Source organism: Cutibacterium sp. KB22876 (assembly GCF_059728865.1).
In genome coordinates this window covers 1,343,838-1,362,647 of sequence record NZ_AP040858.1, presented here as the reverse complement: position 1 = coordinate 1,362,647, position 18,810 = coordinate 1,343,838, and the positions used below count along the sequence as shown (strand labels likewise).

Sequence of the window (18,810 nt, the reverse complement as noted above, 5' to 3'; positions counted from 1 at the left end):
GACCACAGTGTACGGACAGCCACCGACAGTCCTCCGTCATCGGTCACGGCATCGTCACTGGCCCTCCGGGTAGATTGTGCGAGGTGAACAGGTCCCAGTCGGTATTCATCTCCCGGATTCGTGGCCTTCCCGTCATGGATGCCAACGGCGATCAGGTCGGCAAGGTCAGGGACGTCGTCGTCCAGATGCGTACCCCTGGCCGCGCCCCGCTCGTGCGCGGCCTCGTCGTCGAGCTCTTCGCACGTCGGCGGATATTCGTGCCCATGGTCCGGGTGCACGCCATCGACGCGGTGCAGATCATGATCTCGGGAACCGTCAACACCCAGGTGTTCTCCCGCCGCGTCTCCGAGACCCTCGTCGTCGAGGACCTCTTCGACCGTACCTTCACCCGCGACGGCAAGCAGGTGTGGGTGATGGACGTCTCGATGGCCCCGGTGCGCAGCCGCGAGTGGGAGATCAACGAGGTGGCCCTGGCCGAGTCCGGACGGGGCCGATTCATCCGCAAGACCCCCGGCAACCCGACCATCGTCGACTGGCGCGAAGTACCCTCCCTGGTGCTGGCCTCCCGACAGTCCACCGAGCGCACCATCGCCGAGATGCACGAGATGAAACCGGCCGACATGGCCCGCGAGTTGCACGACATGAATCCCCATCGTCGCGCCGAGGTGGCCATGGCCCTTGACGACGACCAACTCGCCAACGCCATCGAGGAGCTGCCGGAGGGCGAGCAGGTCTCCCTCATCACCGTCCTCGATCCTGACCGCGCCGCCGACATCCTCGAGGAGATGGACCCCGACGACGCCGCGGACCTCATCAAGGAGTTGCCGGACACCACCGCCCATCAGTTGCTGGCCCGCATGGAGCCTGACGACGCCGCGGACGTCCGCTCCCTGATGGCCTATACCGAGTTCACTGCCGGCGCCATGATGACCCCGGAGCCCGTCATCGTCGCCCCCGATGCCACCGTCGCCGACGCGCTGGCCCTGGTCCGCAACGAGGACATCACCCCTGCCGAGGCCTCCATGGTCTTCGTGTGTCGTCCTCCCACCGAGACCCCGACCGGCCGATATCTGGGAGCGGTGCACGTCCAGCGTCTGCTGCGCGAACCGCCCTCGACGATGGTCTCGGCCATCATCGACACTGATCTCGAACCCATGCGCACGGACGCCCCGGTGGGTGCGGTGAGCCGCTATTTCGCCACCTACAACCTCGTCGTGGTCCCGGTCGTCAATGAGACGAGCCAGCTCGTCGGGGCAGTGGCCGTTGACGACCTACTCGACCACCTGCTGCCCGCCGACTGGCGGGGCGACCAGATGGACGGCGAGCTTCTGGAGGTGAACCATGGCTGACGGCGATCAGAGGATCCACGACGCCGATCGTCTCGACATCCCGGGACCGCGCAAGGCCAGACGCCCCAAGGTGCAGCTGGACTCCGAGAAGTTCGGCCAGTTCGCCGAGGCCACCGCCAGGTTCATGGGAACCGCGAAATTCCTCGCGTACATGACGGTCGTCGTTCTCGCCTGGATCATCTGGAACCTCGTCGCGATCTACAAGCTGCGCTTCGACCCGTACCCGTTCATCCTGCTCAACCTGTTCTTCTCCACCCAGGCCTCCTACTCGGCTCCCCTCATCCTGCTGGCCCAGAACCGCCAGGAGGACCGTGACCGGGTGTCGATGGCCGAGGACCGCCGAGTGGCTGCCCAGTCCCGTGCTGACATGGAGTTCCTGGCCAGGGAGGTCGCCTCCATCCGGATGCAGATGGGTGAACTGGCGACCCGTGACTACCTGCGCTCCGAGCTGCGGGACGAATTGCGCTCCCTTCTGGAGGAGATTGAGGCCTCTCCGGCGCCCTCCGGATCGCGCTGATCGGAGTCGGTTCGCGATCGGCGAGTTGTCCGAGGGGCCCAACGGTGTGTAGACAAGTCAGCATGAGCACCGATAACCCGTTGGTCGAGGCCGTTGCCGAAGCTCTCACGCACGTCAATGACCCCGAGATCAAACGCCCCATCACCGATCTCAACATGGTTGATGAGATCACCGTTGATGATCAGGGACGCGCCTTCGTCCGCGTCCTGCTGACCGTGTCCGGATGCCCCCTCAAGACTGAGTTGCGCGAGCAGGTGACCGAGGCCGTCCGCGGTGTCGATGGGGTCACCAGCGTTTCCGTCGAGCTCGGCACCATGACTGACGAGCAGCGTGATGCCCTCAAGGTGCAGCTGCGCGGCGGCGTCCCCGAACGCGTCATCCCCTTCGCCCAGCCCGGAAACACCACCAAGGTCATCGCGGTGTCCTCCGGCAAGGGTGGCGTCGGCAAGTCCTCGGTGACCGTCAACCTGGCTCTGGCCCTGGCTCAGCTGGGTCGCGAGGTCGGCCTGCTGGACGCTGACATCTATGGCCACTCAGTACCTGACATGCTCGGCCTGGGTGACGCCCACCCCACTCCCCTCGATGACATGCTGTTGCCGGTCCCTGGTCTGGGAATCAAGTCGATCAGCATCGGCATGATGAAGCCCAACAAGTCCGACGTCATCGCCTGGCGCGGCCCGATCCTCGACCGTGCTCTCACCCAGCTGCTGGCTGACGTCCACTGGGGCGACCTCGACTACCTCCTCATCGACCTTCCGCCCGGCACCGGCGACATCGCCATGAGCCTGGGCCAGAAGCTGCCCAACGCCGAGGTCCTCGTCGTCACCACCCCGCAGCAGGCTGCCTCCGAGGTCGCCGAGCGTGCCGGAACGATGGCCGGGATCATGCAGCAGCGTGTCATGGGCGTCGTCGAGAACATGTCGTGGCTGGAGGTCACCGCCCCGAAGTCGGGCGAGACCTTCCGCGTCGACCTCTTCGGCACTGGCGGTGGCCAGAAGGCTGCTGATGCCCTGTCGGAGCGTCTGGGCACCGAGATCCCGCTGCTGGGCCAGATTCCGCTGGACGCCGATCTGCGCAGCGGCGGCGACGAGGGGGACCCCATCGTCCTCGCCCACCCGGAGTCCCCGGCTGCCAAGGCCATCCACGCACTGGCGAGCACCATCGACTCCCGCCCGCGCGGACTGGCCGGGATGAACCTGGGAGTCTCCCCAGTCTGATCAACCATTACGAAGAACTGGTCCCCGGTCAGTACTGACCGGGGACCAGTTCTTCTCTGGATCATTTGCGAGGCGAATCAGGTCGCCTCGGTGTCGAAGGGCACCGGCTGGCTGGAGTCGTGCACTGACTCCGGGCCCGATTCCGACGGCGCCTCCGGCAACCCTTCCGAGTTGCGGATGTCTGCCAGGCCCAGGTCGAGGTCGGATCGAACGTCGGACAGGTCAGACTTGATCTCGTCAATATCATCCTGCAGACCATCGAGAACGTACTTCCGCACGAAGTTCTGCGGCTTGAGGTCCTGGTAGTCGAGATCAGCGAACTGCGGTCCCAGCTCGCTGCGGAGCTGGTCCCTCGTGTTGTTCGCGATGTTCTTGAGGTAGTGATAGACGCGCGCCGCCTTGCGGGCCATCTCGGGCAACTTGTCAGGCCCAAACATGAGCACAGCAATGATGATGAGTACCGCGATTTCCGCTGGACCTGCTGTGGACATGCCCCATATGCTACCCCGGAATTCGGCCTCCCCATGTCACTGCAGGGTTGTCACAGCTGAGTACGATCCAGTAGATCGAAGAAGGGCTCGGTGTGCTCGGGCGTCGGCATGGTCTGGGGAAGACGAACCCCGCCGACGTCAAATCCTTGGTGCGCCAGCCCGGCCTTGACCATGGTGACACCCTGGGCGGCAAAGACTCCGGTGAGAACCGGCAGGATTTCGCGGTAGATCGCCAGGGCCTCGTCAATCCGCCCTTCGACGTAAGCGTCGATGACCTCATGCATTCGCCTGCCGGTGAAGTGGGTCGACGTCCCGATGAGTCCGACCCCACCGACCGACAACAGGGCCGGTGTGATGGCGTCATCGCCGGAGTAATAGGCCAGGGTGGTGTTGGCCATCACCGTTGCCGACTCGACGACCTGCCCCTTGGCGTCCTTGACGGCCACGATGTTGGGATGGTCGGCCAGCTCGATGAGGGTCTTCGTCTCGATCGGGGTTCCGCTTCGACCGGGAATGTCGTAGAGCATGATCGGCAGATCGGTGGCGTCGGCGACGGTGGTGAAGTGCTCGATCAAGCCAGCTTGAGAGGGCTTGGAGTAGTACGGGGTGACGACCAACAGTCCGTCCGCGCCGGCATCGGCAGCCTGACGGGCCAGCTCAACGGTGTGGGCGGTGTCATTGGTCCCGACACCGGCAACGATCACAGCGTCCGACCCGACGGCATCGACGGCGGCCCTGACCATGTCAACCTTCTCGGCATCAGTAGTCGTCGGGGACTCGCCGGTCGTGCCATTGACGACGATGCCGTCATTGCGCTGCTCATCGACGAGTCTGTGCGCCAATTCGCCGGCCCGACGCAGGTCGACCACCCCTTCGGACGCCATCGGAGTCACCATGGCCGTGAGCAAACGGCCAAAAACGGGAGCAGACATGCGAGACCTCCTTGTATACCTGGTGCCCATGGTAGCCACGAGATGCCCTCGGCGGGCTAGGCTGTCCGTGTGAGTCCAGCACAGCCCAGACATCAAGCCCCAGACGCCCGGTCGTGGGAGTACGCCGACGGCTTCGTCGCCCCCTCGCCGGCCCTGCAGGAGGCCCGCGAGGCCGCACGTGCCGATCAGTGGGAGGTGCTCGGCAACGGCACCACTGCCCTGCTGACCTTCCTGGCACGCACCATGCAGGCCAGCAACGTCGTCACCGTCGGTACTGACGCGGGCGTCTCAGCCCTGGCCCTGTTGGAGGGCATGACCGACAAAGGCGTGCTGACCAGCATCGATCCCGATGCCGAGCGTCAGGCTGCCGCCCGCAAGGTCCTCTCCCTGGCACGAATCCGCTCCAACCGGGTGCGCCTCATCACCGGCACCCCACTGGACGTGCTGCCCAAGCTGCGCGACGACGCCTACGACATGGTCCTCATCAACGGTGACCGGCTGGAGTACGTCGAGTACGTCTCCCAAGCACTGCGTCTGCTGCGCCGGGGCGGAGTCGTCATCGCCAATGCTGCACTGGCCAACAACCACGTCGCGGACCCTGACAACGAAGACGACGACACCCTCATCATCCGCGAGACCCTCGACTCGGTGCTGGAGACCGAGGAGTTCACCCCCGTCCTACTGCCGGTGGGCGACGGTCTGCTGCTGGCGACGAAGGGCTGATCCCGATCAGCCACGACGAAGCGGCTCCCCGATGATCCGGGGAGCCGCTTCGTGCGTCCTGTGAATCGTCCGATCAGTAGGGGACGGTGATGCCCTTGCCGACCACCGTCACACCGCCTGGAGAGACGGTGAATCCGCGAGCGCGGTCGTGGTCGTGGTCGACGCCCACCTGGGCCCCGTCGGGAACGACGACGTTCTTGTCAAGGATGGCGCGGTGGACGGTGGCGTTGGACCCGATTGTCACGTTGTTCATGACGATCGACTCGTCGACACGAGCCCACCTCTCGATGCGGGCGCGCGGACCCAGCACCGTGCGGTAAATGTCAGTTCCGGAGATGATGCACCCGGCCGAGACCAGGGTGTCATCGCAGGAGCCACGCATCACGAACTTGGCGCCAGGAGCCTGTTCCTGCATGGTCCAGATGGGCCAGTCAGGGTTGTACAGGTTGAACTCCGGCTCGACCGACACCAGGTCCATGTGCGCGTCGTGGTAGGCATCAATGGTGCCCACGTCTCGCCAGTAGTCAGCGTCCTTGTCGGTGTTGCCCGGAACCTCGTTGTCACGGAAGTCGTAGACCTGGGCATCGGAGGCGTTGACGAACCTGGGGATGATGTCGCCGCCCATGTCATGGCGCGAATCGGCAGTATGAGAGTCGTCGTGCAAGGCCTGTACCAGAGCCTCGCGGCTGAAGATGTAATTACCCATGGAGGCGAAGGACTCGTCTGGGGAATCCGGCAGGCCAGGCGGATCAGCGGGCTTCTCGAGGAACTCGGTGATCCTGTGGTTCTCGTCGGCATCGATGATTCCGAAGGCAGAGGCCTCCTTGCGAGGCACCCGGATCCCGGCGACGGTGCATCCCAGACCGGAATCGATGTGGTACTGCAGCATGGCGTCGACGTCCATCCGGTAGATGTTGTCGGCACCAAACACCACGACGTAATCGGGGTTCTGGTCGTTGATGAGGTTGAGGGACTGATAGATGGCGTCGGCGCTGCCCTGGTACCAACGGGGCCCGAGACGCTGCTGGGCCGGGACCGGGGTCACGTACGACCCCAGCATCGTCGACATCCTCCATGTGATGGAGATGTGACGGTCGAGGGAGTGCGACTTGTACTGGGTCAGCACCGCGATCTGGGTGAGGCCCGAGTTCGCCAAGTTCGACAGCACGAAGTCGATGAGCCGATAGGTACCGCCGAACGGAACGGCTGGTTTGGCACGGTCCATCGTGAGGGGCATGAGGCGTTTGCCCTCGCCGCCAGCGAGGACGATGGACAGAACCTTGGGACGCGTCTTTGCCATGGCCCTCAATCTACCGCCACCGAGTTCCTGAGGGGCGATGATTACGACCCCAAACGGGCACTGTCGTGGAGAGTTTGTGATTCGTTGACAACAAGGCCACCCTATTGACCTGTCGGCGCCGTCTTTGTGGGACGATCAAGCCATGTACGTGTCCGTCATGACCCGCGAGTACCCTCCTACCATCTACGGAGGAGCCGGCGTCCACGTCGCGCAACTCGTCCCCCATCTCCGCAACCTCATCGACGTCGATGTGCAGTGCATGGGAGAGCCACGCGAGGGAGCCACCGCCCATGCCGAGAACTACCCGGAGGGCGCCAACGGCGCGCTGCGGGCCTTCGGAGCTGACCTGTCCATGGTCAATGCGATCCCTGACGGGATCGATCTCGTCCATTCCCACACCTGGTACGCCAATCTCGCTGGTCTACTGGCCGGCGTCTTCCATGACGTCCCGCACGTCATCAGCGCCCATTCCCTGGAACCCGACAGGCCGTGGAAGGCCGAGCAGCTCGGTGGCGGATACCGGCTGTCCTCGTGGGCCGAGAAGACGGCCTACGACGCCGCCGACGCCATCATCGCGGTCTCAGATGGTATGCGGAAGGACGTGCTGCGCGCCTACCCGGAACTCGACCCGGACAAGGTACACGTGGTGCGCAACGGTGTGGACACCGAAGAGTTCCACCCCGTCACCGAGACCGACGTCTGCCGCGAGATCGGCATGGATCCGGAGCGTCCATCGGTGGTCTTCGTGGGACGCATCACCCGTCAGAAGGGTCTGATTCATCTGGTGCGCGCCGCTGCCGAACTCGATCCCGACACTCAGCTCGTCCTGCTGGCAGGAGCGCCGGACACCCCCGAGATCGGTGAGGAGTTCAAGACAGCTTTCGACGAGGTGCGGGCTTCCCGCAAGGCCCCGGTCATCTGGGTTCAGGAGATGCTGCCGCGTCCGTCGGTCCGTCAGGTGCTCTCGGCCGCCACGGTCTTCGCGTGTCCCTCGGTCTACGAGCCGCTGGGCATCGTCAATCTCGAGGCCATGGCCTGCGCCACCCCGGTGGTCGCCTCCCGAGCCGGTGGCATTCCGGAGGTCGTCGTCGACGGGACGACTGGCCATCTGGTCAGTGGGGTCCCGACCGACTCTTCGACCCCCGAGCAGGTGGTCGGCTTCGAGTCGGCCTTCGCCGCAGCGATCAACAACCTCACCCGCGATCCGGAGCGCGCCAAGGCTTTCGGAACCGCTGGTCGTCAACGCTGCATCGATGAGTTCTCCTGGGCACGGATCGCCGAGCAGACCATTGAGGTCTACAAGACTGCCATCAATCGTCACAACGCCTGAGAGATCCGTATGAATGCAGTCGTGCCCAGCTCCTCGGAGCCGGGCACGACCGTCTCTCAGCCGTCTGCGTCAGCCAACGACACCCTGGAGGCACTCGAGCAGTTCCTGGGCTTCGTCAGCGTTGAGTTCAACAACTAGCCGACCGCCACCTTCGACTGGAACGCGCATGATGATGCCACGGCCCTCCTTCGTGACCTCCATGGGACCGTCTCCGGTACGGGGCTTCATAGCTGCCATGTCACTCTTCCTCAATCACTGGGCAGTGGTGCAACCCCCATTATTCCGTATCCAGGCCCTTTCCGTTAGGGGCGTGCTCCGCAGTGTCCGCGAAACCCTCCTTTGGGGCTGCCTCCAACTGGGCTGCCATACGGTCGAGCAGCTGATCCACCTGGCGCATGGAATAGCCTCTCGGCACCACCGCGAAGTGGGCCGAACGCAGGTCATCGGCGCTCAGATCGCCCTCGGGCAGGTCAGGGACCGGACGATCATCGACGACCGCCGGCACCTGCCCAAACTTGCCAGAAGCTGCCAGCACCGCCAGTCCGATGATGACAATGACAAGCCCACACAACGCCCACACCATCAGTGATCTCCTTCCGAACGCTCACGAAGCCACGACTCCAGCGCTCGGGCGCAATCGTCGAGGCTGGACAACTTGCAACACTCATCGGCCTTGTGGGCATAGATCGCGTCGCCAGGCCCGAAATTGAGGGCTGGACGTCCCATCTCGAAGAACCGAGCCACATCCGTCCAGCCGTATTTCGGCATCGGGGTCGTTCCGACCGATCGGGCGAAGGACCGAGCCAGCGGCTTGTCGAGGCCCGGCCGCGCCGGGGAGGACAGATCGAGGATCTCCATCGTCCAGTCGGCGAACATGGTGCGCATCATCTGTTCGGCCTGCTGAGCGGTCTTGTCAGGGGCGAACCGGTAGTTGATCTGGACCGTGGCAGTTGGGGGGACGACGTTGCCGGCCAGTCCACCCTGCACCATCGTCGCGTTGAGTCCTTCATGATAAGTCAGCCCATCGACCTCGACGAGGTGGTCGCCGTCAGCCTGCCAGTCCTGCAGGATCTGGAGGATCGGCAATAGGTCATGAATGGCATTGTGACCAGCCCAGGATCGGGCGGAATGGGCGGCCTGCCCCTCGGTCGTCAGGGTGAACCTCATCGTCCCCTGACAGCCTCCCTCGATGATGGCATCGGTGGGCTCCATGAGGATGGCCAGGTCGCAGTCGAGCAAGCTCTCTTCGTGAGATCGCACCTTGAGCAGCCCGTTGTGTTCGGCGGCGATCTCCTCCGCTTCGTAGAACACCCAGGTGACGTCGCGACTGGGCGCGGCCAGGGTCGCTGCCAGATGCAGTGCGACGGCCACTCCTCCCTTCATGTCGCAAGTTCCCCTGCCGACCAGGTAGTCACCGTCGTCGCGGGTCTCGACGTGGCTGGGGAGATTGTCAGCCACCGGAACGGTGTCCAGGTGACCAGCGACGAGGACACGGGAATCCCGGCCCAGGTTGGTGGCCGCCACGATCGAGTTTCCGATCCTCGTGACCGTCAGATGGTCACAACCTCGCAGGGATTCCTCGACGGTGTCGGCGAGCTGATCCTCATGGAGACTTTCGGAGCGAATGTCCACGATGTCGCGAAACAGGTCATGGAGGTCACCAGCGAGGTCGAGTTGCATGATCTTCACTGTACTGAACCGTCTGGCACCAGGCTCTCGACCACCTCAATGCCGGTTCCACAGGGACTTGGCAGCTGCCCGCAGCAAGGGTCCTGTCCCCACCTCGGACAGGACCGGACCGGAGACATCTCTCTTCGGCTCGTGGTTTGTGATCTCGGTCAGCACCCCGTCGGCCATCTTCAGTACCCGGTCGCAGTGATCGACGAGACGCTCGTCATGGGTCACCATGACGGTGCATTTACCGCGGGAATGAGTCTGATCAGCAAGGATCTCGGCCACGTCGAAGGCCTTTTCGGTGTCCCGGGACGCCGTCGGTTCATCGGCCAGCACGATCTCCGGGTCGTGATACAGGGCCGTGGCAATGGCCACCCGCTGACGTTCACCTCCCGACAGGTCACCGGGATAGGCGTCGACGTAATGGGGGATCTTGAGGGACTCCAGCAACTCGTCCCGACGCGCGCGGTCCAGCGGGGCATGGTCCACCTTGCCATGGAGCACGAACTGGTCACCGACGGTGAGGAAGGGCACCAGTCCGGAGGCCTGCAGGACGAAACCCAGCTTGGCGAACCTCATCCGGGCCCGTTTCTTCTCGGGCAGGGCGGAGAAGGGTTGGTCGTCAATGATCACCTCTCCGGTGCTTGGCGTACGCAGGCCACCCATAATCGTCAGCAGGGTGGATTTCCCGGACCCGGAAGGCCCAAGGATTCCGACGAATTCGCCTCGGTTGAGCGAGAGGTCGGTCTCGGCAAGGGCCTGGATCGTCTCGTCCCCGTCGTTGAACTGTTTGGAGACCCCGTCGAGACGCAGTACTGGACTTGTCATGAAATCGCCTCCACGGGATCGATGCCGGAGATGACCTTGACCGACAACAAACCACCGATCACGGAGAACAGGGCGAATACTGCCGTGGTTATTCCGTAAAGCCACCAGGTGAACTGGAAGGGCACCTTGTCCGGCAGGACAGTACCCGTCAGGAGGGTCAGGGCCAGGCCGACCGCCAATCCGACGAGGGCCAGGAGCAGGGTCTGGATCGCCCCGGAACGGACGAGGTAGCTCGTCGGCACCCCGCGGGCCTTGAGGATCCCGAGGGCCGCTCTCTTCTGCAAGGTGAGGACGTAGACGAAGATCCCGAGTGCGAAAGAGGCAATGATGACAAGTGCGCCGATCATGAGGCCGAAGGTGAGGACTTGGGCGTCGTACCCGGCGAGGGTCTTGACGAAGTCGTCACTCGACAGCGTCGTCAATTCGGCCTTGCCGAGGTCGCGAGCCTGTGACGGGCTCCAGCCGATCCGGCTCACGACGGCATTGACGGCCACCGGCGCATCCGTCGGTGGTTCCTTCGCAAGAGCCTTCTCGTCGACAAAGATCACCGGGGTGGCCTGGAAGGTCTGATCGTGGGTGAAGCCGACGATCGTCCAGGTGTGGGAATTGGAGTTGAGTTGCAGCTTGTCCCCCACCTGCCAGCCTTCACGGGCGACGGTGTCATCCACGACGATCTCGGAGTCCGGGTGCTCAATGCTGCGTCCCTCGGTGATACCACCGCCGACCTTTTCAGGGGCCAGGAACCCGAATCGATCAATACCGAAGGCGAAAGCACTCACCTTCGCCCGACCCGACTGGGATGAATCGGCAGCCTTGAGCACCACCCCCGAGACGACCAGGGGCTCAGCATCATTGTCCGTGGTCGCCACCTCGACCTGGTCCTTCGACAGGCGCGAGGCCGTCACCGACTCATTGGAATCGTCCGTGAGAGCCACCGACGTGGCGTCCCAGTCGTCGATGGCTGAGCGGTAGGAGTGGGCGAGTCCGGTCGCCAGAGATGCCAGGAAGAAAGCCAGGTACGCAATCAGCGCGATGACGGCAACGATGAGGGCGAATCGTCCACGCTGGTGACGAATCTCTCGGAGGGCCAGAAACATGGGCGGCACCTTTCCACGACCCTTCAATCTAGTGGACGGCACCGACACCGTTAGGTCGTGCCAACCTGCAACTAGACTCGTGGTCATGACGCAGACGACGACTTCACAAACCGCCCCGACCGACCGTCAGGCCTGGGGTTGGGGATTGGCCACCGTCCATGAGGACGGCGATGTCCTGGACACCTGGTACCCCGAGCCCAAACTGGGCGCCCCTGGTGAATCCGAGGTCCCTGACGACCTGTACCGAGTCACCGAAGCCGGTCGTGACGCCATTCGCAACGTGCACACCGAGGTGGTGCGCACCGTCATCAATCTCGACGAGGCACCAGGTGACGTCCCCGACGCCTACCTGCGTCTGCACCTGCTGTCATCGCGCATGGCTCAGCCCCGCACCATCAACCTCGACGGCATCTTCGGTGTGCTGCCCAACAACGCGTGGACGACCATCGGCCCGATCCGGATGGCCGATCTGGAGAAGGCACGAATGGAGGCGCGCATCGCCCATGCCCCCTTCACCGTCCTGCTCGTCGACAAGTTCCCGCGCATGGTCGACTTCGTCATTCCCACCGGGGTGCGCATCGGTGACGCCGATCGCGTCCGTCTGGGAGCCCATCTGGCCGAGGGAACCACCGTCATGCACGAGGGGTTCGTCAACTTCAATGCTGGCACCTTGGGGCACTCCATGGTCGAGGGACGCATCAGCCAGGGTGTCGTCGTCGGCGACGGCACCGACATCGGCGGCGGCGCCTCCATCATGGGGACCCTGTCAGGAGGCGGCAAGGAGCAGGTGACGATCGGAGAGGGCTGCTTGCTGGGCGCCGAGGCCGGAATTGGGATCTCCCTGGGCGACAACTGCGTCGTCGAGGCGGGCCTCTATGTCACTGCCGGCACCAAGGTGACCCTGCCCGACGGCAAGGTCGTCAAGGCCTCGGAGCTGTCCGGCGCCGACGACATCCTCTACATCCGCGACTCGACGACCGGTGTCGTCAAGGCTCTCGGACGTGGCCACCACAAGATCGAGCTCAACACGGATTTGCACCAGAATTGACATGACAAAGTCCTCATCCCGCCGGGCCCGCCCTGCCACCACGCGACGACCCCAGGGTCGACGCAGGCGCCGTTCCACCAATCCCGCCAGGTCGATAGCTGCCCTCGTCGTGGTGTTGGCGATCTTGGCGGGGCTGGGCTGGGGAGGCTACAAGGTGTGGAAGACCGTCGACCCGTTCGACACCGTCGAGCCGGAGGGCTGCCGGGTGACAGCGTCCGGCCAGTCCTACGACCTTGACCTGGAACAGTCCCAGAACGCCGCCATCATCACTGCCGAGTCGATTCGACGCGGCCTGTCGGCCCATGCAGCCACCGTCGCCCTGGCGACCGCCATGCAGGAGTCGAAGCTGCGCAACATCGACTATGGCGATCGTGACTCCTTGGGACTCTTCCAGCAGCGTCCCTCCCAGGGATGGGGAACTTCCAAGCAGATCATGGACCCGTGGTACTCCTCCGGGAAGTTCTATGAGGAGCTGGTGAAGTTCGGAAATTGGAAGGACATCAGCATCAATGACGCCGCCCAGCAGGTGCAGCGCTCCGGATACCCGGAGGCCTACCGCAAGCACGAGCCGCTAGCCAAGGCATGGGCATCAGCGCTGACTGGCCACTCCCCCTCGGCCTTGTCCTGTGTCAACAGGTCCTCCGAGACGACCACGATTGACAAGCTCATTCAGACGGTGCGCAAGGGGATGGCCGACAAGATCGCCATCCAGACCACGGGGGCGACGGCGACCTTCGCCGCCAGGGACCTGGTCTCAACCCGGGCAGCGGTGGCCTTGACGATGGCGAGCACGAATCTGGGGCCGATCGATCGCGCCACCGTCGCGACGACGAGTTGGAGTGCTGACCCCGATCACCACGCCTCATGGAGTGCAGCATCCGGCCCGTCAGCGAGCCCTGCTGTCAGCGGGACGGGCCGAGTCACCGGCACCGTCACCGCCCGCAGCTGACTCTCAGTGAGACTCGGACAGCCTCTCGGCCGCGGTGTTGACCCTCTCGTCAGTGGCCGTCAGCCCAATGCGGACGTGGTCGGAGCCACCGTCGACGTAGAAGTCCCCTGGTGAACAGAGAATGCCCAGATCAGCCAACCTGTCCAGGGTTGCTCGGCAGTCCTCCTCATGAGTCGCCCACAAGTAGAGAGATCCCTCGGAGTGGTCGATCCGGAAACCAGCCTGTTCGAGGGCAGGCTTGAGGACGTCACGGCGCAGCTGGTAGCGCTTTGCCTGTTCCAACACATGGGATCGGTCCGACAGAGCAGCCTGCATGGCCTCGGCGACCGGGGCCGGAATCATGAGACCCGAGTGCTTGCGCAAGGTGAGCAACTCACGGGTGAGGTCGGCGTCACCGACGACGAAGCCCGCACGATATCCAGCCATGTTCGAGCGCTTGGACATCGACAGACAGGCAAGCAGACCGGTGACATCACCACCGTTGACCCTTTCGTCGAGGACGGAGATGGACTTCCCCTCCCAGACGAACTCGCCGTAGCACTCATCGGAGGCCAGCACGGCTCCGGTGCTGCGAGCCAGTTCAACCCAAGCCTTCATCTCGTCGAGGTCGAGGATGCGACCCGACGGGTTGGCCGGCGAATTGATCCAGATGAGATCGGGGGTGCCCCCGACCTCATCGGGCTCATCGACGGCCTGCACGGTGGCTCTGGCAAGCTGGGCACCAACCCGGTAGGTCGGGTAGGCGCAGGCCGGAATGACGATCATCGAGTCCGGGCCCAGGCCAAGCTGGCTTGGCAACGACGCCACCAATTCCTTAGTCCCGATGACCGGCAGGACACTGTTCTCGTCGAGATGCGCCGGTGCGCCCCAGACCTGCTTCATATGGTCCAGGATGCCGGCTCGCAGGGCAGGGGTCCCCCACACCTGCGGGTAACCGTGGGCGTCGCTGAACGCTGTCAGGGCCTCGGTGACGACCTGGGGAGTCGGGTCAACCGGGGTGCCCACCGACAGGTCGACGATGCCACCTGGGTGGGCCTGTGCCTTGGCCTTGGCGTCAGCGATGGTGTCCCACGGGAAGATGGGCAGACTGGCTGAGACGATACGGCGACTCATTCGCCCTGCGGGGGCAGGGCCTCGACGGCCGGGTGGTCCTTGTGGGTCGGGCCGAGGCGGGCAGCACCACCCGGGGAACCCAGCTCGTCGAAGAACTCGGCGTTGATGTCGAGGAACTTCTCCTGATCGCCGGGCAGGTCATCCTCGTAGTAGATGGCCTCGACGGGGCAGACGGGCTCACATGCACCGCAGTCGACGCACTCCTCAGGATGGATGTAGAGGCTGCGCTCACCCTCGTAGATGCAGTCGACGGGGCACTCCTCGACGCAGGCACGATCCTTGACGTCCACGCAGGGCAGACCGATGACGTAGGTCACGTCTTCTCCTTGTTCCGGCCCTGACAAGGGGCCTGATAGACATTCACCGTCATCATAGTGCCGCGCCATGACATCCGTCTTCGGGGATGCACCGACGCCCATGACCGTCGGACGATCATGGGCGTCGGAATCAGGTTGTCAGCGTGCCTCAGAGAGCGGTGACCAGGGCGTCAACACTGGCCTTGGCATCACCGAAGAGCATCCGGGTGTTGTCGGCGAAGAACAGCGGGTTCTCGACGCCGGCGTAACCGGGCTTCATGGACCGCTTGAAGACGACGACCTCATGGCCCTCCCACACATGGAGAACCGGCATGCCCGAGATCGGGGTACCGGGATCCATGGCGGACGGGTTGACGGTGTCGTTGGCTCCGATGACCAGGACGATGTCGGCGTCAGCGAAGTCGTCGTTGATCTCGTCCATCTCCATGACGATGTCGTAAGGCACATGGGCCTCGGCGAGCAGCACGTTCATGTGGCCGGGCAGACGACCGGCGACCGGGTGGATCGCGAACCTGACGTCCACTCCCTTGTCGCGCAGCTTCTTGGCCAGCTCGGCCACCGGGTACTGGGCCTGGGCCACCGCCATGCCGTATCCGGGAGCGATGATGACCGAGGAAGCGTCGGACAGCTGGGAGGCCAGCTCATCAGCCTTGATCTCGGTGATCTCACCGTCCGGGCCGTCACCCTCAACGGCCGGGGCATCGCCGAAGCCGCCCAGGATGACCGACACGAAGGAGCGGTTCATGGCCTGGCACATGATGTAGGACAGGATGGCGCCAGAGAAGCCCACCAGGGCACCCGTGACGATGAGCACCGGGATGTGGAGGCTGAATCCGGAGAAGGCAGCCGCCCAACCGGAGTAGCTGTTCAGCATCGAGATGACGACCGGCATGTCAGCGCCACCGATGGCGGCAACCAGGTGGAAACCGAGGAACAGGGAGGCCAGCGTCAGGAGGACCAGCGGCAGCCAGGCGATGCCTCCGGAAACGTTGGAGAACCAGATGCCGCAGCCGATGATGACGACCAGCAGGCCGAGGTTGATCCAGTTGCGCCCGGGCAGGGTCAGCGGCTTCGAGGGAACCTTGCCCGACAGCTTGCCCCAGGCCACCAGGGACCCGGTGAAGGTCAGGGCACCGATGAAGATGCCAATCCAGATCTCGGAGAGCTGGAAGGTGCTGGCACCGGTCCCCTCCTCGGCGAAGGCGTTGAAACCGATGAGGACGGCAGCAAGACCGACGAAGGAGTGCAGCTGAGCGATAAGCTCAGGCATTCCCGTCATCTCGACCTTGAGGGCCTTCCACACACCGAAGGCACCACCGATGAGCATCGGGATGAAGAGGAGGACCATGGACACCGGGGAGTATCCCGGCAGCTTCACCAGGGCGACGATCGTCGCGATGATCGCGATGACCATGCCGAGGATGCCGTATGCGTTGCCCTTCTTCGAGGTCTCGAACTTGGACAGACCAGCGAGGGCGAAGATGAACAGCAGGCCCGAGATGATGAAGGAGGCGTTGACGAAGTTCACCAACGACCCGGCCATCGGGGCAATGAGAAGTGTTGACGTCATGGATCAGGCCTTCCTGAACATCTTGAGCATGCGCTGGGTGACCGTGAAACCGCCGAAGATGTTGATACTGGCGATGAGCACAGTCAACGCGGCGACGATCCGGATACCCCACGATTCACTGCCGAGCTGGGTGATGGCACCGACGATGATGATGCCGCTGATGGCGTTGGTGACACTCATCAGCGGGGTGTGGAGGGCGTGGGTGACGTTCCACACCACGTAGTAGCCGACGACCACAGCGATCGCGAAGGTGCCGAAGAGGGCGACGAACTCCGTCGGGGAGAAGGTCAGCAGGGTGATGAGCGCGATCGACAGCACAGCGACGATGCCGAAGGTCTGGGGCCACGGACGCGGATTCTTCTCGGGGACAACCGGGGTCTCGGTTTCGGCCTTGGCGACCGGCTGGGGAGCAGCAGCGACCTGGACCGGTGGCGGCGGGAACGCCACCTGGCTCTCGTGGCACACCGTCATGGTGCGGATAACCTCGTCGTCGAAGTTGAGGACGAGCTCTCCGTTCTTCTCGGGGGTCGCCAACTTCAGCAGGTTGACGAGGTTGGTGCCGTAGAGCTGACTGGCCTGACCCGGCAGACGGGATGGCAGGTCGGTGTAGCCGATGATCGTCACGCCGTTGTCGGTGACGTAGGACTCACCTGGACGGGTGAGCTCACAGTTGCCACCACCCAGGGCAGCGAGGTCGACGATGACGCTGCCGGGCTTCATGGCAGCGACCATCTCGGCGGTGATGAGCTTCGGGGACGGCTTGCCCGGGATGGCAGCCGTGGTGATGATGACGTCATCCTTACCCGCCTGCTCCATGTAGAGCTCAGCAGCGCGGGCGTTGTAATCGTCGCTGGCCTCCTTGGCGTAGCCATCGGAGCTGACGCCCTGATCGGAGTCACCGGTGCGCACGTGCAGGAAGGTGGCACCCATCGACTGCACCTGCTCGGCGGTCTCCGGACGGACGTCGGTGGCGTAGACCTCGGCCCCCATCGAGTTGGCGGCACCCAGCGCGGCCAGGCCGGCGACACCGGTACCGATGACGAAGACCTTGGCCGGCGCAACCTTGCCAGCAGCCGTGACCTGGCCGCCAAAGGTTCGACCGTACGCGAATGCAGCCTCCACGACAGCCCGGTAACCCGAGATGTTGGCCATCGAGGACAGAGCATCCATGGACTGAGCACGCGAGATACGCGGAACCATGTCCATACTCAGGCCGGTGATGCCGGCGGCAGCCAGCTTCTCGGTAAGGGCAAGATCCTGACGCGGATGAAGGAAAGTGACGAGGACAGTGCCGGAGCACATGAGGGCGATCTGGTCGTCGGTGGGTTCATTGACGGCCAGCACGAGGTCGGCCTTCCACGCCTCCCCCGGTCCGACGATCCTGGCTCCGGCCTCTTCGTACGCGTGGTCAGGCAGAGCGGCGTGATCGCCAGCTCCGGACTCGACGACCACCTCGTAGCCGAGTTTGAGTAGGGCGGGAACAGTCGTCGGAGTCGCGGCGACCCGATTCTCACCCGGGAGTGACTCCCGTGGGATTCCGATGATCATGATGGTGACTTTACGGCCAAACGTCCCTGACCACGACACCGGGGTTGCACGTTTCCTCACATCTACCCACATCCATGAGAAAAACGGGACGCTACCCGCGGTAACATCCCACCCCGTCGTGAAACTGGCCCCAGTTCCCTTGCCGCGGGCCTTGCGGCGGTGTTTTCTCAGCCATCCTTCAACCTCGTTCCTGGTTGTCATCAATCACCGAGAGCGCGGACACGCCGGTGACCTTCATGGCGGCGTCCCACTGGGCAAACAGCCAACGGGAATCCCGCTCAAGGCTCGTTACTGTTCCGGTCATGGACGTCATCATCCGAGCGATGCAAGAACAGGATCTGCCGGCAGCAACGCGTGTCCACAATGACCACGCAGTGGGCACCCCGTCCTCGTACACCGTGAGCCACTCACAGGTATCCGACCGACGCACCTGGTGGCGCGACCTGGTCGACGATGGCAGACCGGTCCTGGTGGCAGAGGTCGACGGGCTCTTCGGCGGATACGCGACCTATCATCACTTCCGAGACGGTGAGGGATACGACGTCACCGCGGAGGTATCCATCTGGTTGGACGCCCCTGCTCGCGGTCGAGGGGTCGGACGCAAACTCATGACCGAACTCATGCGGCAGGCTCGCCGCGACGGTCTGCACAGCCTGGTGTCGGTCATCGACTCTGACAACGTCGGCAGCATCGGCTTTCACTCTGCCATGGGATTCACCGAGGTGGGTCGACTGCCTCACATCGCGCACAAGATGGACAGTTGGCGCACGGCGATCATCATGCAATTCGTGTTGGGGTGATCAGAAC

Annotated in this window: 21 protein-coding genes; 8 read left to right on the top strand and 13 right to left on the bottom strand. The window is 64.0% G+C overall.

Annotated features, from left to right (window positions below; translation table 11 throughout):
- The first annotated feature begins 83 nt into the window (after positions 1-83).
- From AC6I1W_RS06120 to AC6I1W_RS06110, 3 genes are all read left to right on the top strand, one after another.
- Entirely contained in the window at positions 84-1,349 is a 1,266-nt protein-coding gene (locus tag AC6I1W_RS06120) for a magnesium transporter MgtE N-terminal domain-containing protein (protein WP_416241587.1), read from the top strand.
- The gene (locus AC6I1W_RS06115) at positions 1,342-1,866 is read left to right on the top strand and encodes a DUF1003 domain-containing protein (protein WP_004811921.1); all 525 of its coding nucleotides are present in this window, start codon (positions 1,342-1,344) and stop codon (positions 1,864-1,866) included. The genes AC6I1W_RS06120 and AC6I1W_RS06115 overlap by 8 nt, the downstream gene beginning before the upstream one ends.
- A gap of 62 nt (positions 1,867-1,928) precedes the next feature.
- Positions 1,929-3,083, top strand: a complete 1,155-nt coding sequence (locus AC6I1W_RS06110; protein WP_036975823.1) for an Mrp/NBP35 family ATP-binding protein — start codon at positions 1,929-1,931, stop codon at positions 3,081-3,083.
- 77 nt (positions 3,084-3,160) lie between these two features.
- On the opposite strand, the gene AC6I1W_RS06105 is transcribed toward AC6I1W_RS06110, so the two are convergent.
- Both AC6I1W_RS06105 and dapA read right to left on the bottom strand, forming a co-directional pair.
- Entirely contained in the window at positions 3,161-3,574 is a 414-nt protein-coding gene (locus AC6I1W_RS06105) for a sec-independent translocase (protein ID WP_016667219.1), read from the bottom strand.
- 50 nt (positions 3,575-3,624) lie between these two features.
- On the bottom strand, positions 3,625-4,506 hold the full coding sequence (gene dapA / locus AC6I1W_RS06100; protein ID WP_270235670.1) for a 4-hydroxy-tetrahydrodipicolinate synthase: 882 nt from the start codon (positions 4,504-4,506) through the stop codon (positions 3,625-3,627).
- 69 nt (positions 4,507-4,575) lie between these two features.
- Between dapA and AC6I1W_RS06095 the strand changes: the two genes are divergently transcribed.
- Positions 4,576-5,229 carry an O-methyltransferase gene (locus AC6I1W_RS06095; RefSeq protein WP_004811925.1) on the top strand — a complete coding sequence of 218 codons (654 nt, stop codon included), beginning with the start codon at positions 4,576-4,578 and terminating at the stop codon, positions 5,227-5,229.
- A 73-nt stretch (positions 5,230-5,302) separates the two neighbouring features.
- On the opposite strand, the gene glgC is transcribed toward AC6I1W_RS06095, so the two are convergent.
- The gene (glgC, locus tag AC6I1W_RS06090) at positions 5,303-6,529 is read right to left on the bottom strand and encodes a glucose-1-phosphate adenylyltransferase (protein WP_016667216.1); all 1,227 of its coding nucleotides are present in this window, start codon (positions 6,527-6,529) and stop codon (positions 5,303-5,305) included.
- A gap of 142 nt (positions 6,530-6,671) precedes the next feature.
- Here glgC and glgA point away from each other — a divergent pair, with 142 nt between their 5' ends.
- Positions 6,672-7,859, top strand: coding sequence for a glycogen synthase (glgA, locus tag AC6I1W_RS06085; RefSeq protein ID WP_117189334.1), 1,188 nt, complete (start codon positions 6,672-6,674; stop codon positions 7,857-7,859).
- Positions 7,860-7,928: 69 nt separating this feature from the next.
- Here the strand turns inward: glgA and AC6I1W_RS06080 are convergent, their stop codons facing one another.
- Genes AC6I1W_RS06080 through AC6I1W_RS06060 form a run of 5 tightly spaced genes read right to left on the bottom strand, consistent with a single transcriptional unit; the run spans position 7,929 to position 11,458 of the window.
- Positions 7,929-8,096: a DUF3117 domain-containing protein gene (locus tag AC6I1W_RS06080; protein ID WP_004811928.1), complete on the bottom strand. Its 168-nt coding sequence runs from the start codon at positions 8,094-8,096 to the stop codon at positions 7,929-7,931.
- A gap of 40 nt (positions 8,097-8,136) precedes the next feature.
- The gene (locus tag AC6I1W_RS06075; RefSeq protein WP_021108724.1) at positions 8,137-8,442 is read right to left on the bottom strand and encodes a DivIVA domain-containing protein; all 306 of its coding nucleotides are present in this window, start codon (positions 8,440-8,442) and stop codon (positions 8,137-8,139) included.
- Positions 8,442-9,539 (bottom strand): succinyl-diaminopimelate desuccinylase, encoded by a 1,098-nt coding sequence (gene dapE, locus AC6I1W_RS06070; RefSeq protein ID WP_117189369.1) that lies wholly within the window; start codon positions 9,537-9,539, stop codon positions 8,442-8,444. The genes AC6I1W_RS06075 and dapE overlap by 1 nt, the downstream gene beginning before the upstream one ends.
- A gap of 45 nt (positions 9,540-9,584) precedes the next feature.
- A complete protein-coding gene (locus AC6I1W_RS06065) occupies positions 9,585-10,361 on the bottom strand; it encodes an ABC transporter ATP-binding protein (RefSeq protein WP_284950405.1) in 777 nt (258 codons plus the stop codon).
- A complete protein-coding gene (locus AC6I1W_RS06060) occupies positions 10,358-11,458 on the bottom strand; it encodes an FtsX-like permease family protein (protein WP_117189336.1) in 1,101 nt (366 codons plus the stop codon). Before AC6I1W_RS06060 ends, AC6I1W_RS06065 begins: the two co-directional genes overlap by 4 nt.
- 85 nt (positions 11,459-11,543) lie before the next feature.
- Between AC6I1W_RS06060 and dapD the strand changes: the two genes are divergently transcribed.
- A complete protein-coding gene (gene dapD / locus AC6I1W_RS06055) occupies positions 11,544-12,506 on the top strand; it encodes a 2,3,4,5-tetrahydropyridine-2,6-dicarboxylate N-succinyltransferase (RefSeq protein ID WP_063279572.1) in 963 nt (320 codons plus the stop codon).
- A 1-nt stretch (position 12,507) separates the two neighbouring features.
- A complete protein-coding gene (locus tag AC6I1W_RS06050) occupies positions 12,508-13,455 on the top strand; it encodes a hypothetical protein (protein ID WP_231128518.1) in 948 nt (315 codons plus the stop codon).
- A 3-nt stretch (positions 13,456-13,458) separates the two neighbouring features.
- On the opposite strand, the gene dapC is transcribed toward AC6I1W_RS06050, so the two are convergent.
- From dapC to AC6I1W_RS06025, 5 genes are all read right to left on the bottom strand, one after another.
- Complete coding sequence (dapC, locus tag AC6I1W_RS06045; protein WP_284950404.1) at positions 13,459-14,568, bottom strand: succinyldiaminopimelate transaminase; 1,110 nt, start codon at positions 14,566-14,568, stop codon at positions 13,459-13,461.
- The gene (gene fdxA, locus AC6I1W_RS06040; RefSeq protein WP_016667205.1) at positions 14,565-14,885 is read right to left on the bottom strand and encodes a ferredoxin; all 321 of its coding nucleotides are present in this window, start codon (positions 14,883-14,885) and stop codon (positions 14,565-14,567) included. Before fdxA ends, dapC begins: the two co-directional genes overlap by 4 nt.
- 148 nt (positions 14,886-15,033) lie before the next feature.
- Entirely contained in the window at positions 15,034-16,455 is a 1,422-nt protein-coding gene (locus tag AC6I1W_RS06035; protein ID WP_063279571.1) for an NAD(P)(+) transhydrogenase (Re/Si-specific) subunit beta, read from the bottom strand.
- A gap of 3 nt (positions 16,456-16,458) precedes the next feature.
- Positions 16,459-18,003, bottom strand: coding sequence for a Re/Si-specific NAD(P)(+) transhydrogenase subunit alpha (locus AC6I1W_RS06030; RefSeq protein ID WP_063279575.1), 1,545 nt, complete (start codon positions 18,001-18,003; stop codon positions 16,459-16,461).
- Between the two features lie 178 nt (positions 18,004-18,181).
- On the bottom strand, positions 18,182-18,307 hold the full coding sequence (locus AC6I1W_RS06025) for a hypothetical protein (RefSeq protein ID WP_256998432.1): 126 nt from the start codon (positions 18,305-18,307) through the stop codon (positions 18,182-18,184).
- On the opposite strand from AC6I1W_RS06025, the gene AC6I1W_RS06020 reads away from it, so the two are divergent.
- Entirely contained in the window at positions 18,306-18,803 is a 498-nt protein-coding gene (locus AC6I1W_RS06020; RefSeq protein WP_016667202.1) for a GNAT family N-acetyltransferase, read from the top strand. The two genes, AC6I1W_RS06025 and AC6I1W_RS06020, sit on opposite strands and share 2 nt — an antisense overlap.
- Positions 18,804-18,810: the final 7 nt, after the last annotated feature.

What these genes read in the sequence shown, in the direction of transcription:
- AC6I1W_RS06105 (WP_016667219.1), bottom strand. Translation starts at nt 3,574, where the DNA reads ATGTCCACAGCAGGTCCAGCGGAAATCGCGGTACTCATCATCATTGCT.
- AC6I1W_RS06110 (WP_036975823.1), top strand. Translation starts at nt 1,929, where the DNA reads ATGAGCACCGATAACCCGTTGGTCGAGGCCGTTGCCGAAGCTCTCACG.
- glgA (WP_117189334.1), top strand. Translation starts at nt 6,672, where the DNA reads ATGTACGTGTCCGTCATGACCCGCGAGTACCCTCCTACCATCTACGGA.
- AC6I1W_RS06080 (WP_004811928.1), bottom strand. Translation starts at nt 8,096, where the DNA reads ATGGCAGCTATGAAGCCCCGTACCGGAGACGGTCCCATGGAGGTCACG.
- dapA (WP_270235670.1), bottom strand. Translation starts at nt 4,506, where the DNA reads ATGTCTGCTCCCGTTTTTGGCCGTTTGCTCACGGCCATGGTGACTCCG.
- dapE (WP_117189369.1), bottom strand. Translation starts at nt 9,539, where the DNA reads ATGCAACTCGACCTCGCTGGTGACCTCCATGACCTGTTTCGCGACATC.
- AC6I1W_RS06075 (WP_021108724.1), bottom strand. Translation starts at nt 8,442, where the DNA reads ATGGTGTGGGCGTTGTGTGGGCTTGTCATTGTCATCATCGGACTGGCG.
- AC6I1W_RS06050 (WP_231128518.1), top strand. Translation starts at nt 12,508, where the DNA reads ATGACAAAGTCCTCATCCCGCCGGGCCCGCCCTGCCACCACGCGACGA.
- dapC (WP_284950404.1), bottom strand. Translation starts at nt 14,568, where the DNA reads ATGAGTCGCCGTATCGTCTCAGCCAGTCTGCCCATCTTCCCGTGGGAC.
- AC6I1W_RS06030 (WP_063279575.1), bottom strand. Translation starts at nt 18,003, where the DNA reads ATGATCATCGGAATCCCACGGGAGTCACTCCCGGGTGAGAATCGGGTC.
- AC6I1W_RS06065 (WP_284950405.1), bottom strand. Translation starts at nt 10,361, where the DNA reads ATGACAAGTCCAGTACTGCGTCTCGACGGGGTCTCCAAACAGTTCAAC.
- AC6I1W_RS06035 (WP_063279571.1), bottom strand. Translation starts at nt 16,455, where the DNA reads ATGACGTCAACACTTCTCATTGCCCCGATGGCCGGGTCGTTGGTGAAC.
- glgC (WP_016667216.1), bottom strand. Translation starts at nt 6,529, where the DNA reads ATGGCAAAGACGCGTCCCAAGGTTCTGTCCATCGTCCTCGCTGGCGGC.
- dapD (WP_063279572.1), top strand. Translation starts at nt 11,544, where the DNA reads ATGACGCAGACGACGACTTCACAAACCGCCCCGACCGACCGTCAGGCC.
- AC6I1W_RS06025 (WP_256998432.1), bottom strand. Translation starts at nt 18,307, where the DNA reads ATGACCGGAACAGTAACGAGCCTTGAGCGGGATTCCCGTTGGCTGTTT.
- AC6I1W_RS06020 (WP_016667202.1), top strand. Translation starts at nt 18,306, where the DNA reads ATGGACGTCATCATCCGAGCGATGCAAGAACAGGATCTGCCGGCAGCA.
- AC6I1W_RS06115 (WP_004811921.1), top strand. Translation starts at nt 1,342, where the DNA reads ATGGCTGACGGCGATCAGAGGATCCACGACGCCGATCGTCTCGACATC.
- AC6I1W_RS06060 (WP_117189336.1), bottom strand. Translation starts at nt 11,458, where the DNA reads ATGTTTCTGGCCCTCCGAGAGATTCGTCACCAGCGTGGACGATTCGCC.